Source organism: Propionicimonas sp., assembly GCF_034927565.1.
GTDB lineage: Bacteria > Actinomycetota > Actinomycetes > Propionibacteriales > Propionibacteriaceae > Propionicimonas.
This window is the reverse complement of record NZ_JAYFPT010000054.1, coordinates 39,754-53,833: the sequence shown is the minus strand read 5'-3', so window position 1 is coordinate 53,833 and position 14,080 is coordinate 39,754. Positions and strand designations below refer to the sequence as shown.

The 14,080-nt window shown below is 70.0% G+C and carries 14 protein-coding genes; 2 read left to right on the top strand and 12 right to left on the bottom strand.

The genetic code is table 11. The annotated features are described in order from the left end of the window. The first annotated feature begins 97 nt into the window (after positions 1-97). Complete coding sequence (locus VB080_RS10930; protein WP_323418474.1) at positions 98-1,270, top strand: ROK family protein; 1,173 nt, start codon at positions 98-100, stop codon at positions 1,268-1,270. On the opposite strand, the gene VB080_RS10925 is transcribed toward VB080_RS10930, so the two are convergent. Then, the gene (locus VB080_RS10925; RefSeq protein ID WP_323418473.1) at positions 1,246-2,505 is read right to left on the bottom strand and encodes a glycoside hydrolase family 3 N-terminal domain-containing protein; all 1,260 of its coding nucleotides are present in this window, start codon (positions 2,503-2,505) and stop codon (positions 1,246-1,248) included. The genes VB080_RS10930 and VB080_RS10925 overlap by 25 nt on opposite strands. Then, positions 2,502-3,893 (bottom strand): mycothione reductase, encoded by a 1,392-nt coding sequence (locus VB080_RS10920; RefSeq protein WP_323418472.1) that lies wholly within the window; start codon positions 3,891-3,893, stop codon positions 2,502-2,504. The genes VB080_RS10925 and VB080_RS10920 overlap by 4 nt, the downstream gene beginning before the upstream one ends. 344 nt (positions 3,894-4,237) lie before the next feature. On the opposite strand from VB080_RS10920, the gene VB080_RS10915 reads away from it, so the two are divergent. Further along, positions 4,238-5,137 (top strand): Fic family protein, encoded by a 900-nt coding sequence (locus VB080_RS10915; protein ID WP_323418471.1) that lies wholly within the window; start codon positions 4,238-4,240, stop codon positions 5,135-5,137. Positions 5,138-5,173: 36 nt separating this feature from the next. Here VB080_RS10915 and VB080_RS10910 read toward each other — a convergent pair whose 3' ends face one another. The 10 genes from VB080_RS10910 to VB080_RS10865 all read right to left on the bottom strand — a co-directional run bounded on the left by VB080_RS10910 (position 5,174) and on the right by VB080_RS10865 (position 13,962). After that, on the bottom strand, positions 5,174-6,142 hold the full coding sequence (locus tag VB080_RS10910; RefSeq protein WP_323418470.1) for a DUF2332 domain-containing protein: 969 nt from the start codon (positions 6,140-6,142) through the stop codon (positions 5,174-5,176). 10 nt (positions 6,143-6,152) lie between these two features. Continuing rightward, positions 6,153-7,157 carry a c-type cytochrome biogenesis protein CcsB gene (gene ccsB, locus VB080_RS10905; protein WP_323418469.1) on the bottom strand — a complete coding sequence of 335 codons (1,005 nt, stop codon included), beginning with the start codon at positions 7,155-7,157 and terminating at the stop codon, positions 6,153-6,155. Next, entirely contained in the window at positions 7,157-9,058 is a 1,902-nt protein-coding gene (gene resB / locus VB080_RS10900; protein ID WP_323418468.1) for a cytochrome c biogenesis protein ResB, read from the bottom strand. The genes ccsB and resB overlap by 1 nt, the downstream gene beginning before the upstream one ends. Next, complete coding sequence (locus tag VB080_RS10895) at positions 9,058-9,822, bottom strand: cytochrome c biogenesis CcdA family protein (RefSeq protein ID WP_416339634.1); 765 nt, start codon at positions 9,820-9,822, stop codon at positions 9,058-9,060. Before VB080_RS10895 ends, resB begins: the two co-directional genes overlap by 1 nt. After that, on the bottom strand, positions 9,822-10,391 hold the full coding sequence (locus VB080_RS10890; protein WP_323418501.1) for a TlpA disulfide reductase family protein: 570 nt from the start codon (positions 10,389-10,391) through the stop codon (positions 9,822-9,824). The genes VB080_RS10895 and VB080_RS10890 overlap by 1 nt, the downstream gene beginning before the upstream one ends. Beyond that, positions 10,391-11,041: a histidine phosphatase family protein gene (locus VB080_RS10885; protein WP_323418467.1), complete on the bottom strand. Its 651-nt coding sequence runs from the start codon at positions 11,039-11,041 to the stop codon at positions 10,391-10,393. Before VB080_RS10885 ends, VB080_RS10890 begins: the two co-directional genes overlap by 1 nt. 436 nt (positions 11,042-11,477) lie before the next feature. Then, on the bottom strand, positions 11,478-11,735 hold the full coding sequence (locus tag VB080_RS10880) for a glutaredoxin family protein (protein WP_323418466.1): 258 nt from the start codon (positions 11,733-11,735) through the stop codon (positions 11,478-11,480). A 21-nt stretch (positions 11,736-11,756) separates the two neighbouring features. Then, on the bottom strand, positions 11,757-11,858 hold the full coding sequence (locus VB080_RS10875) for a 30S ribosomal protein bS22 (RefSeq protein WP_084669282.1): 102 nt from the start codon (positions 11,856-11,858) through the stop codon (positions 11,757-11,759). 306 nt (positions 11,859-12,164) lie between these two features. Further along, a complete protein-coding gene (locus VB080_RS10870; RefSeq protein WP_323418465.1) occupies positions 12,165-12,365 on the bottom strand; it encodes a helix-turn-helix domain-containing protein in 201 nt (66 codons plus the stop codon). Between the two features lie 310 nt (positions 12,366-12,675). Continuing rightward, positions 12,676-13,962: an MFS transporter gene (locus tag VB080_RS10865; protein ID WP_323418464.1), complete on the bottom strand. Its 1,287-nt coding sequence runs from the start codon at positions 13,960-13,962 to the stop codon at positions 12,676-12,678. Positions 13,963-14,080 lie beyond the last annotated feature (118 nt).

The window sequence follows — 14,080 nt, the reverse complement described above, 5'->3', positions numbered from 1 at the left end:
AAAAGATCGGTCGATGATGCCTTCTCAGCCGGACCTCCTCCCCCGGGCGCGCCTGCGTCCGCCCGAGTTGGCGCGGCTGACGGACAAGGCCACGACCATGAGCGTTCTGGCGCAACTGATCGCCTCGGGGGTGGCCGACACCAAACCGGCGCTGGCGGCCTCCACCGGCCTGGCCCGGTCCAGCATCGACGCCAGCCTGGGACGGCTGCGTTCACTGGGGCTGGTGCTGGCTGACATGCCTACCGCGCCGTCCGGGCGGGGCCGGCCACCCCAGGTGTTGCGGATCAACCCCGAGTCGGGCACGATCCTGGTCTTCGACCTCACCCCCCACCACGTCCGGGTGGCGGCTGCCCGGATGGACCAGCGGGTGCTCGGCATGCAGCGCGCCGAGTTCGCGCTGGATGCCGGCCCTGAGGCAACCCTCGACTTCGCCGTCGGTCAGGCCGAGCAGACCCTGACCGAACTCGGCCTGACCAGGCGGGACGTGGTCGCGACCGTGGTCTCGCTGCCCGGCCCGGTCGACACCCGGCGAGGGGTCCCGGTGCGCCCGCCGATCATGCCCGGCTGGGACGAGTTCGGGGTGGCCGACTACATGATGGCGGCCTTCCGGTGCCCCTGCGTGGTCGACAACGACGTCAACATCATCGCGATCGGGGAAGCCCGGGTGCTGCCTGCCGACCAGTGCCCGATGCTGGTGGTGAAGGTGGGCACCGGGATCGGCGGCGGTCTGGTGAGCGCGTCCGGCACACTGCACCGCGGCGCCGACGGCGCCGCCTGCGACATCGGGCACCTGCGGGTGCCGGGCGCGCAGGAGGTGATCTGTTCCTGCGGCAATGTCGGCTGCATCGAGGCGCTGGCCTCGGTCGAGGCGATCACCCGGCGCTACGCAGAGATGATCGGACGCCCTGACCTGCGGCGCGAAGACCTGCTGGACGCTGCGCGAACCGGCGATCCGATGGCGATCCGGCTGATTCGGGACGCCGCCGCCCTGCTGGGCGAGACCGTCGCCTCGCTGATCCACGTCTACAACCCGGCCCGGATCGTGCTGGCCGGACCGCTGACCTCGGTGACCGACGACCTGCTGGCCGGCGTCCGTTCGGTCGCCTACCGGCGGGCGCTACCGTTGGCGACCCGGAACCTCACCCTGGCCCACTCGGTGATCGGGGATCTGGCCGGCGTGGTGGGCGCGGTGGTGCTGGGTATCGAGAAGGTGCTCTCTCCCGAGGCGCTGGCCGAACGGGCAGCTCAGCGGCAGCTGATCAGGCCATAGGACTGTTTCAGGGCGAGGACACGGGCGGCGGCCGCGGTGAGCTGCCGGGCGAACCCGGCGTCGGAGCGGGCCCGCTCGACCAGCCCGGTGGCCATCGGGCCGGCCAGCGCGGTGTCGACGGTCACGGCCAGGTCCCCGCCAGCGGCCACGAACCGCACCGCGCGCTGCTTGGCCGGCACCGCGGACAGCGCCTTCGCAGCACCGAGGTCGTCGCTGATCACTACCTTGTCGAACCCCCAGTCACGCAGGATGCCGATCACCGCCGGGGAGAACATCGCCTGATGTTTGCCGTCGATCTTGGTGTAGACCGCCGACGAGACCATCACCGCGTCGGTCGGGCTGGAGGCCTGCACCGCGCCGCGGAAGGGGCCCAGCAGCGGGCTGTCGGCGGTGGTCGTACTGTCGACCACGCGGGTGGCGAAGTCGGTGTTGCCCTTCACCGCGCCCAGACCCGGAAAGTGCTTGACGGCTGTGCCCACGCCCCCGGCGTGCATCCCGGCGATGAAGGTCTCCACCTTCGCCGCTACCGCCTCGGGGTCGGTGCCGTAGCCGCGGCCCAGCTTGGCGATCGGCTCGTTGGTCTTGAGGTTGGCCTTGGGAACCACGTCAGCGACCGGGGCCAGGTTGAGCTGGACGCCGGCCTTCGCCAACTGCCCGCCCCACCGGGTGGCTTTGGCGAGAAGCTCGTCCCGGTCCAGCTTCGCCTGCTTGGCAGCGGACAAGATGGTGTCGAACCCCTGGCCCTTCAGCCGCTGCACCAGCCCGCCCTCCTGGTCGACCCCGATCAGGACGCCGGCAGGCACGTCGAGTTTCTGGAGCCGGGAGGTGAGCGTCGCGGTCTTGGCGACCCCGCGCTGGGAGGTGCCCATCAGGATCACCGCCCCCAGGTGGTACTTCGTGATGGCCTTGCGCTCAGTGGCGTCCAGATCGCCGCTGACCCCGACCATCACCAGCTGCCCGGCCTGCTCGGCCAGGCTCATCGCCTCGGCCTCGGCCAGGCAGACCTGCCCGTCGGTGGGGGTGGCGGTCGGTGTCGGGGTGGGGGTGGCGGATGGACTCGGCGGCGAGGCTGTCGCCGGTGTGGTGGCTGGTGCGCTGCCGCTCGCCCCGGACGCCGGGCTGGTGGAGGTGGGGACGGGAGGCGCCACCGTGCAGCCGGCCAGCACTGCGGCGAGAACACCAGCCGCCCAGGCCAGCGCCCGGCGGCGCGCCCTGACCGACCGGATACCGGTCACCGGCCCAGCCTCAGGTCGAGCAGCGCGTTCTCCACCACCTCGGCCAACGCGGGGTGGATCCAGTACTGGCCGCGGGCCATCGTCGGGGCGTCCAGGCCGAAGCTCATCGCCTGGATCAGCGGCTGGATCAGGTTGGAGGCTTCCGGCCCGATCAGGTGCGCGCCGAGCAGCAGGCCGGTGGCGGGGTCGGCCAGCACCTTCACGAAGTGCCCGGCGTCCTCCATCGCCCAGCCGTAGGCGACCGAGGAGTAGTCCCGGGTGGCGCTGACATACTCCCGGCCGGCGTCCTGCAGCTCCTGCTCGGTGAGCCCCACCCAGGCCACCTGGGGATGGGAGAACACCGCCTGCGGGACGTAGCGGTGGTCGGCCTCGACCAGGTCGTCGGGATGCAGCAGGTTGTGCTGCACCACCCGCATCTCGTGGTTGGCGACGTGTTTGAGGAAGACCGGGGTGCAGATGTCGCCCAGCGCCCAGATCCCGTCGGCGGTGGTGTGCTGGTAGGCGTCGACCACCACCCGTCCGTCCGGGTGGACGTCGACCCCGGCGGCGGGCAGGTTGAGCGTGTCGCCGTTCGGCACCCGGCCCACCGCCAGCAGCACCAGGTCGGCCTCGAAGGAGTACTCGACACCGTCGGCGTCCACCGTCCCCACCTCGAGCTGCCCGGACGGGGCGGCCTCCAGCGAGGCCAGTTCCTGCCCCAGGTGCAGGGTCACCCGATGGCTGAGTAGTTCGGTGAACCGCTCGCCGATCGCGGTGTCGGCACGGCGCAGCAGCCGGTTGCCGTGGTACAGCAGGGTGACCTCGACGCCGAGACCGGAGAAGATGTGCGCGAACTCGGTGGCCACACTGCCGCCACCGACGATCACCAGCCGGCGCGGCAGGTGCGGGATGCGCATGATCGTGTCGGAGGTGTGCACCCGCTCGGCGACCACCGGATCGTCCAGCCCGGCGATCTCCGGGACCCGCGGACGCGAGCCCGCCGCCAGCACGAAGGCGTCGGCACTGAGCTGCCGGTCGCCGACCTGCAACACCCTGGGACCGGCGAAGTGGGCCTTCTCGCGGAACAGGGTGACGTGCTCGCCCCGTTCGCGGTAGCTCAGTGCGGACGCGGCCTGGGCGTCCACCCGGTCGAAGATGCGGCGCTGGATGTCGCCCCAGCGCACCGACACCTCACCGGTGTCGACGCCCAGCCGGCCCGCTTCCCGGGCCAGGTCGGCGAGTTCGGCGGGGTAGGCCAGCATCTTGGTGGGGATGCAGCCGGCGTTCAGGCAGGTGCCGCCGAAACGCTCGGCGGCGTCCACGATCGCAACCTTCTGGTCGCGGAACCATCGGTTCACCAGCGAGTTGCCCGAGCCGGAGCCGATCACGCAGAGGTCGAAGTGTTCCACACCCCGATTCTGGCACGTGTCGGCGACACCACCACGGACGCACTGCCCGCCGGGTCAACGGCGGGACGCCGGGCGGCCAAGCAGAAGAGGGCATCCAGGTCAGTCCGCTCGTCGCCAGCCAGGGCCCGTGAGCCGCCGGCGCTGGGCCCAGCCGCCCCCAAGCAATCCTCACCACCTCGTGACGGAGGTGGGCGGAACCTGCCATGGGCGAACTGAGGTAATTGCGCGAGGCGTGCAGGTGCCGGCCGGACCGATGTCATCGGTACCCGGAAGTGCAACGAGAACGTGAATTGTACAATATTAGGCATACATTTCACTTATCCAGCACCGGAAACAGGCAGAGGATGACGAACCACAGAGCCACCGCGCAGGTCGACTCCCTGGCGAGCACCTACCGCAGGCTCGCCGTCGACCAGGACGGCGCACTGAACCAGATCGCGCTGGCCGAGGTGCCGGAGGCCGTGCAGCAGTCAAATGCGATCGAGAACTCCACCCTCACCCTGCAGGACACCGAGCGGATTCTTGCCGGACAGTTGCCGTCCGGCAGGCATGACCTGCGCGAGGTGTTGGAGGCCGCCAACCTGGCCCGGGTCACCTCCGATCTGCTGAGCACCGCGGAGCCGCTGACGATCGACCTGATCCTGCGCTGGCACGGCAATCTGCTCGCCGGGATCCGGGACGATGTCGCCGGGCGATTCCGGCGCGCGGGCGAGTGGGTGCGGGTCGGCAGCCACCTCGCCGCCAACCCGGAGTTCGTACCGTCCCTGATCGAGGATGCCCTGGCGCACTATGAAGCCAATGACTCAGACCATGTCCTCGACCGGATCGCCCGGTTCCACTGCGAGTTCGAGATCGTCCACCCGTTCGCGGACGGCAACGGCCGAATCGGCCGCGTCCTGATCAACAAGCAACTCAAGGATCTCGGCCTGCCGCCAGTGATCGTCCGATCCCGGAACCGGCAGGCCGATTACTACCCGCTGTTCGCGCGGTACGCGGTCGCCGACGATCACGCGGGCATGACCCGGCTTCTGGCGCTGCTGCTGCAGGAGGCGCTGCACAAGCGGATAGCCCTGCTCACCAGCCGGCGGATCGTCTCGCTCTCCGAGTGGGCCAGAACCACGGGGATCGCGGGGAACGCTGCGGCTAATCAAGCCCGGCGGCAGACCATCCCGGCCTTCCGGCTGCGGAACCGCTGGATGATCGCCGAGGAGTACCGCCCGGCAGGCTCACCTCACCGAGCCTGATGGCCCCAGACAACCGGTGAGCAGCGACCGCCGAACCTACGTCAACGCCTCATAGCTCTGACCGTGCGGGCCGGCCAGGGCGACCGCACGTCCGTCGACTGCCACGATGAAGCGTCCGGCCACCGGCCGATCGACCTGTTCCGTCACGGACGGGAGCACACCCGCACCTTCGTTGCTGATCCAGACGACGTCCTCCCGCGCCAGCATCAACTCGACGAACTGCTGGCGTTGCCCGGGCGGCAGACAGGCCAGCACCGCGCTGCGGAACACCACGATCTTCGTCCCGGCGGGCGCGCGCTCGATCAGCTCCGGCACCGCGGTCAGGATGTCGCCCCGGACGAGTCCTGGCGGATCCTCGGCCACCACCTTCGCCGCGGCGCGCAGCCGGTCCCGGCGGGCGTCATGCTCCGGCCAGATCAGCGTCTCCAGCCAGGCCAGTTGGTCGGAGTCTGTCGGGGCGATGGGGTTCAGGTCCGCACCGGCCCGCCAGGCCACGCGGGGCAGCCGGGTGGGGGCTTCGGTGGCCGTGAGGTCACAGGGGATCTCGACCGTGCCGGGCCCCGATTCCGGTGCGAGGGTCACCGTCTGGTCGTTGACGCGGTAGCGATAGCTGTAGCGGTCCGGATAGAGGCACAGGCCGGCCGGGGCTCCGGCCTCGATGAGGGCAAGGGGACCGTCCAGCGCGCTGAGAATCGGGAGCAGGACCGCGCACCGGGCCGCCTCGTTGGTCTGGGTCGCGCGAGCGAGCACGACCGGCACGACCACCGTCCAGTTCTCCACCAGCCAGGAACGGAACTGCCGGTACGGGCCCACCGGTGCACCACAATGCCGGGCCGCGGCGAACACCAGGTTGGGCTGAACCTTGGTCGTGGGGAGGGTCCCGATCAGCCCCGCGACCTCGGGATCGTCCGCCACCCCGCAGGCCCAGTCGAAGTACACCGGCGACGAGCGCTGCACCTCGACATCAGCGAAGTCCCGGTAGATCGCCGCCACCCGGTCGTTCACGGCGGCTCAACTAGATGCCGGCGTAGGAGTGCAGTCCGTTCAGCACCAGGTTGACGCCGACGAAATTCCACCAGAAGGCGATGATCCCGATCAGGGCGAGGACGGCGGCCCGCTTGCCCTTCCAGCCAGCGGTGGCCCGGGCGTGCAGGTAGGCGGCGTAGACGATCCAGGTGACCAGCGACCAGGTTTCCTTCGGATCCCAGCCCCAGAACCGTCCCCAGGCGTACTGGGCCCAGATCGCGCCGGCGGCGATGGCGAACGTCCACAGCGGGAAGGCGAAGGCGTGCAGCCGGTAGCTGATCCGGTCCAGCACGGCAGGCTCCGGCAGCCGTGCGAGGTAGCCGCGAGTGCGTCCCTTCTCCTGGGCGCGGACCTTCAGCAGGTAGAGCAGCGACGCGATCGCGCCAACGTTGAAGGCCGCCCCGGCCAGCGCCGCAGCGACGATGTGGATGACGAACCAGACCGAGTGCAGGGCGGGCATCAGCGGCGAGACGTTGACGTAGAACACCGTCACCGCCAGGCCCTGCCCGATCGAAGCCAGCAGGGTGAACGGCAGCCCGAACCCGCGCAACCGGAAGGCGAACACCCCGACCAGGTAGATCACCGCCGCCATCGCCATTGAGGAGGTGATGAACTCGTACATGTTGCCCCAGGGGGCGCGCTGGGCGGCGATCCCGCGCAGCACCACCGCGACGATGTGAACCAGCGCCGCCACCACGGTGACCGCCACGCCGATCCGGCCGAACCGGTCCTCACGAACGCTGCCACCCGCGTCGTCGGCGGACGGACCGGTGCGGGTCAGGGTGGCCACCCCGCCGGCCGAACCGGACGTCCCGGAGCCGCCGTAGGCCATGGTCGGCCAGGCCGTCTCCTGGGTGGCTGCCCCGGCCGGGGCGGCCGCACCGTCGACCTGCCGGGCGGAGGCCCACTCCAGGGCGTGGAAGACCAGGGCCAGCAGGTAGAGCACGGCAGAGGTCACCATTGCCAGGTTCGAGTAGTACGCGACCGCGTCCATCAGTTGCCCTCCCTGCCGTCGCTCGGGGTGTCGGACAGCGTAGCGCGCCCGTCCGGCCGTGACACCGGGGTGCTTCGCCCGTCAAGACGCGAGCCGTCCGGATCGATCCCGCAGGCCAGGGCCAGCGCGGCCACCGCCTCGGGCAGCCCGGGCCGTCCGTCCACCCGGTCGAGGCCAGCCACCTCGACGTCGCTGCCGCCGCCCTCCGCCGCGGGACGCACCCGGACGAACAGCCGCCGCGGCCGCATCAGCAGCGAGACGGTCAGCCCGGCGATCGCCACCAGGACACTGCCCAGCACCAGCCAGCCGCCCGGGTTGGCCGAGACCTGCAGCTTGGTCCAGCGCCGCAGGCCGTCGAAACTGATCGAGCCGCGGCCGTCCGGCAGGTCGAAGGAGGTACCCGGTTCCAGCCCGGCGCGCACCGGCTGGCCGTCCGACCTGACCAGCTGGGTGAGCCCGGTCTGGTCGAGGGTGTAGATGTTCTCGGGCACGCCGGTCTCATCTTTCGGCGGCCCCGCCCAGACGTTGATCAGCAGTTGCGGACGCAGGGCGTCCGGGAAAGCGGAACGCATGCCCTGGGCGTCGATCTGGGCGGTCGGCAGGAAGACGCCCTCGAAGGCCAGCCGCTCGGGGCGGGCGTCCGGCGCCTTGATCACCCCGTTAGAGGTGAAGTTGGTGTCCTGCGGCAGGAAGACCACCGGCCCGGAGTAGGCGATGTCGCCGTTGCCGTCGCGCACCGTGACCACCGGGGCGTAGCCGTGGCCGAGCAGGTGGACGTCGGCGCCGCCCAGCGAGAGCGGCGCGTTCACCTCCAGCTGCCGCTGCTCGGGCTGTCGTCCGGGCTCGGTGACGGTGACGTGGGCACGGAACAGCCGCGCCGCGCCGGTCTGGGTGGGGCCGGTCTCGAACTGCACCTCGAACCGGTCCAGGCCGATGGTGAAGGCCGGCAGTTGGCTGGGACGGAAACCCACTCCGGCGGAGAACTCGTCGAACTGGGTGAGGGTGTCGGAGAAGGCCTGTCCCTCGACGACGATCGCGGTGCCCTTGTAGCCGAACAGCGAGCTCCAGGCCAGGCCGACGAGCATGACCACCAGGGCGAGGTGGAAGACCAGGTTTCCGGCCTCGCGGAGGTAGCCGCGCTCGGCCGAGATGCCGAGCGGGGTGGACGATACCTCGGCAGGCTGGACCGGCGACTCGGGCGCGGCGACCTCGGGCACCGAATCAGGCTCGGCGACCTCGACCGGCAGGACGACCCGGCCCCTCTCACCGGGCTCGACCAGCGAGACGACCCGCTCGCCCTCGGCAGGCGCGGCCGGCGACTCGGGCGCGGCGGTCGCGTCCGCCGGAACTGCCACGTCGCGCGCGGTCGGCGGGGAGGTTTCGGCGGTCTCCCGGTGAACCCGGTAGCCGGCTTCTCGCAGATGGGCCTCGGCAGCGTCCAGGACGGCGGCGGCGGAGGTGTCCGTCCGTCCACTGGCGTGGTCGGGGAACCTGCTGAACCGGCGCGGCAGCGGGCCGGGCTGGGCGCGCAGGGCACGGTAGAACGCCGCACAGCGCGGAATGATGCAGCCGATCAGGGATCCGAACAGCAGCAGGTAGATCGCCGAGAACCACACCGAGCCGAAGACGTCGAAGAAGCCCAGCCGGTCAAGCCAGGGGCCGATGTCGGGATGGTCCTCCAGCCAGGTGGCAACACCGAAGGGGTTGGTGGGGCGCTGCGGCAGCAACGAGCCCGGGATCGACGCCAGACCGAGCAACAGCAGCAGGCCCAGCGCGGTGCGCATCGAGGTCAGGGTCGCCCACGCCCAGCGCAGCGTGCCCGAGCGCAGACCGCGGGCCCGGTTCATCCGCTCCCGGCCGCCGGGGGCATCCAGGACAGGTTCGAGTTCGGTGTCGGCCATCAGATCGGCACCTCGAAGGCGCTCGCCCACTGCCGCATGGTGCCGACCGCCGTGTCCCACCAGCCGGTGACCAGCAGCAGACCCACCAGGATCATCAGCACCCCACCGGTGCGCTGGACGGCCAGGTGATGGCGTTTCACCCAGCCGATCGTCCGGGCCAGCTTCTCCAGCGCCAGGCCGGCCACCACGAACGGGATGCCCAGCCCGAGCGCGTAGACCAGCGCCAGGATGCCGCCACGCAACGCGGTCGCCTCGTTGAGTGCGAGGTTCAGCACCACCCCGAGTGCCGGGCCGATGCACGGTGTCCAGCCCAGGCCGAACACGACGCCGAGCAGCGGTGCGGACGCCAGCCCGAACCGCGGCACGACGTTCAGCCGGGCCGAGCCCTGGGCGAACGGCAGCCAGCCGGTGAACACCAGGCCGAGCAGGATGGTCAGCACTCCGATCACGATGGTGATCGGACGCTGCCAGATCAGCAGCGCCCGTCCGAACGAGCCGGCCAGGACACCAGCGCTGACGAACACCACCGCGAAGCCGGCGACGAACAGTGCCGTGCCGGCGAGCAGCCGGCCGCGGTGGCCGCGGGCGGCTGTGATCTCGGTGGCGCCCAGGCCGGTGGCGAAGGAGAGATAGCCGGGCAGCAGCGGCAGCACGCAGGGTGAGAAGAAGGACACCAGCCCGGCCAGCGCCGCCACCGGCAGCGCCAGCAGCATCGAGCCGCCGATCGCCTCGCGGACCAGGGTGTCCAGTTCCAGCGGCAGCATCAGCGGCCCTCGGCAATGTCGTCGATCAGGCCGACCAGGGTGGTCTGGGTGGTGGCACCGACCACCCGGGCGGCGATCCGTCCCTCGCGGTCGACCAGCAGGGTGGTGGGGATTGCGCTCGGCGGCAGGTCACCGGCGAAGGCGAGCAGCAGCCGTCCGTCCGGGTCGAAGAGGCTGGGGTAGGTGATGCCGTGGTTGGCCACGAACCGGCTGGGTGCTGCCCGGTCGGCGTCGCGGGTGTTGAGCCCGATGAATACCGCGCGGTCGGCGGTCTGCTCGGCGGCCGCCTCCAGGTCGGGGGCCTCCGCCCGGCAGGGCGCGCACCACGAGCCCCAGACGTTGTAGACCAGCACCTTTCCGGCGGCCGTATCGCTCGACCAGGCCGTACCGTCGAGGGTCTCACCGGTGATGGTGGGTGCTGGCGTCCGCTGCTCGGCGGGCAGGACGGTGATGCTGCCGTCCCCCGTGACGAAGCCGCCGGTGCCGGTCTCGGGGGACGCGGAGCAGCCGGCCAGGACGAGCGCCGCTGCCACCGCGCCCAGCCTCCGCAACACCGCCCGAGAGGTCATCACGACCCGGGGCGGAACTTCTTCGAGGTCTTCACCGGTAGCAGGTCGCCAGCCGGTTCGGCATAGCTGACCGAGGCCAGTTCACCGTCGTCGAAGGTGAAGCTGGTGACGCTGGCCAGCCGGGCCTCGCGGTTGCGTGGGTCGTGCGGGAAGGGCTTGCCCTCCGCCGAACGCCGGGCCATCCAGATCGGCAACTCGTGGGCGACGATCACTGCCTCGGCTCCCTCGGCGTGCCCGGCGGCGTCACAGATCGCGTCCTGCATCCGGGTGGCGATCGAGGTATAGGCCTCACCCCAACTGGGCCGCAGCGGGTTGCGCACCGCCCACCAGGTGGACGGGCGGCGCCACACCGCCGGATCGCGGGTGAAGGCGGTGCCCTCGAAGTGGTTGGCAGCCTCGATCACCCGCTCGTCGAGGTGAACCTCCAGTTCGGGATGCCGGGCAGCGATCGGGGCCATAGTCTCCCGGGCCCGCTCCAGCGGGGAACTCACCAGCCAGACCAGATCGGCGTCCGCGAAGTACTCCCCCAGCCGCTCGGCCATCTGCCGGCCGAGTTCGGAGAGGTGGTAGTCGGGCAGGCGGCCGTACAGCACGCCGTCGGGGTTGTGAACCTGACCATGCCGCACCACATGGACGACGCTCGCCACCATCGCACTCCTCGGTCTGGCCGTTCGCCGGGCGCCGGAATCGACGGACCCTGACTGCTGCGGCTCAACAATACGTGGAGCCGCGCACTGCTGCGTTCTCGTCCCTGTTCCGCCCGCCCGCGAGCCAGCCTCTGCGGCGGCGTCCGCGGATGCTGCCGACTTGCCCTATCCCCCGCCCGCGAGCCAGCCCCCGACGGTCAGCTCTGGCTCGATCACCCACCGCCCTGTTCCGCCCGCCCGCGAGCCGGCCCCGGGTTACTGCCTCGGGAAAGCTCGCAGCCGCCCGGCCTCGCCAGCGCGATCGACGCTGACCGATGTCGTGATTCTGCGCCTCGATCGCTGTCACAGGCGAAACTGGCCCCTGCGGGCCATCGACCTGCAGAATCGCGTCACGATCTCGGCTCGACCGAGCCGTCGCACCAACGGGGGCAGCCGGCGGTCAGGCGTTCCGGGTCAGGGCCTGTTCCAGGTCGGTGGCGTCGACGAACCAGCGGGCATGCAAGACCCCGTCCACGAAGGTGACCGGGACGTGATCGGTGTAGTCGGCGCGCAGCGCAGAATCGCTGTCGATGTCGACGCTGCGCCAGGTCGCGCCCACCCGGGCGCAGACCCCCTCGATGACGCCCAGTGCCTCAGCGCAGAGGTGGCAGCCGTCCCTGACCAGGACGACCACACGCTCCGGGCCAGAAAGCACCACCAGCGGGCGGTGGGGCGGGGACTACCGGCCGGCGCGACGACGCTGGATGCGCGTCTTCTTCAGAAGCTTGCGGTGCTTCTTCTTCGCCATCCTCTTGCGGCGCTTCTTGATGACCGAACCCACTGGCAGACCTCTCGCGTGCCGGCCGGAGCCGGCAAGTTGAACAGTAAGGACTGCCTGGCAGCCCTACGAATGTTGACCGGAAAGCCCGGCCCAAGCACCAAATCCTAGTGCGGCGCGAACCGGTCGCGAAATCGAGGACGAGGGACGACGAGAACACCAGGTCTCGATCGGACCGAGGACGACGATCGTCGAGCGCAGCTTGATAGCAATCGGCGGTCCGATCCGGCCGGCAGGGCTTGACGATGGCGACGTCTCCGGCAGGCAGCCAGCCGGGTGGACGCAGGCCGGGCGGGCCTGGTCGGAAGCTCAGCCGACGTCGTAGAAGGAGTCGCGCAGGTAGACGCTGACGGCGTGCTCGGGGACCCGGAAGTTGCGCCCGAACTTGACCGCCTCCAGGTCACCGGCATGGATCAGTCGGTACACCGACATCTTCGACACCCGCAGCAACGCAGCCACCTCGCTCACCTTCAGGAACTTCACCGAGCCCAAGGGGGTGACATCATTCATTGTGCGGGCGCTCCTTCGGTGGTGGCTCAACGACGCGATCCCGCTACCCTAGCGGCACCCGGGCGCTGCTCGCGACGCAATCACCAGAGTCGTCAATCCGACACGCCGAAGGGGTGCGCATCTGGTCAGGTTTCGGTCGTCGCTTACCGACCGGGCGTCCACGAACCGCGACGGCACCGCGTGGTGCCGAACCCCGACGAAACCACCGACTACCGGTGGTCGACCCCGGCCGAGCCCTGGGTAAGCGATGTCTCGACCAGGTCGGCCGTCGCGGTCGTGCCGTGAACGGCACGCCCTTCGGCCAGGCGCCTCAGGCGGCCAGCGGCTGCGGATCGGGGTGGGCGGAGACGTGGAATCGGGCGGTCACCGCCAGGCCGAGCACCAGCAGGGCGGCCGTCAGGACGAAGGGCAGCGTCCGATCCATCCCCGACAGCCAGCCCCCGATCCAGCCGAAGGGTGCGGTGACAAGCATCACGAAGGTGCGCTGCAGCGCCATCACCCGTGAGCGTTCGTCGCGGTCGACCAGGAGTGCCACCAGCGATTCGGCCAGCATCCCGAGGATCGCGGCACCGAAGCCGTCGAAGGCCAGCGAGACTGCGAGCAGCAGGTAGGTGCTCCAGTCGGCCGCACCCTCAGGCGCCGGGATGGCGGCCAGGGTGACCTGTCCGATCAGGTAGATCCCGAAGCCGAGCAGGGTGGGGAGTTTCAGGTTGTGTGCCCGGGTCAGTCGTGGAATCACCGTGAAGAAGAACACAATCGACAGTGCCGAACGCAGCATCGGGAACAGCGGCAGCAGCGGATCGGGCACCAGTAGTTTCCGGCTGGCGATCACCTGCCAGAAGGTGCCGTTGACCAGCTGGACGGCCGCCACGATCGCCATGATCGCCAGCGAGTAGACGGTTCCCTTCGAACGCAGTGCCAGATGCAGGACACCGCGGTACTCGCGCAGCAACGACCAGAGGCTGCGGTCGCGGGTCTGCTCCATCCGCATCCGCCCGGTGGAGGTCTCGGTCGAGTACCGGTACAGGATGAACACCTTGATCGTCATGATCACGAAGGCGTTGAGGTACAGGATCCGTACCGCCGGCTCCAGGCCGACCTGTGAGACCAGCAACGCCGCGATCGGCATGAACAGCGCCGAAAGGTCACCGGCCACCCTGATCAAGGAATAGATGGTGGTCAACTGGGACGGCTCCGCGTCCTCGACGAGCAGGCAGTCCCAGGAGTTCTGGGTGACCTGCCAGGCGCCGTTGATCACCGACGCGACCAGGAAGAACCAGAAATTTTGTGCGAACGCCCACACCAGGCAGGGGACGCTCCAGGCGACCAGGTCCCACACCGCCGTGGTCCGGCGACGTCCGTACTTGTCGGTGATCACGCCGCCGAGCAGCCCGAAGACCATCTGGGACAGCATCGACACCGTTGCCAGGAAGCCGACCTGTTCGTCACCCAGCCCGAGCGCCAGCATGTACACCGACGCGTAGGGCAGCACCAGCATCATCGACATGCCCCACATGGGCTCGGTGTAGGTCGCCGCCCGGGCGTTGCCCCGCAACCCGATCAGGGCAGCGAGCAGCGAGTTGCGAGGTTGGGGCACCAGATCAGTAAACCACCAGCAGTTGGCTGCTGGCTCGCCTGCCGGCAGTTCCTGACCTGAGGTGGGAGAGATTCGGCGGGACGGTTCTGTCGAACCACCCCGTGGCGCCGGTGGGTGA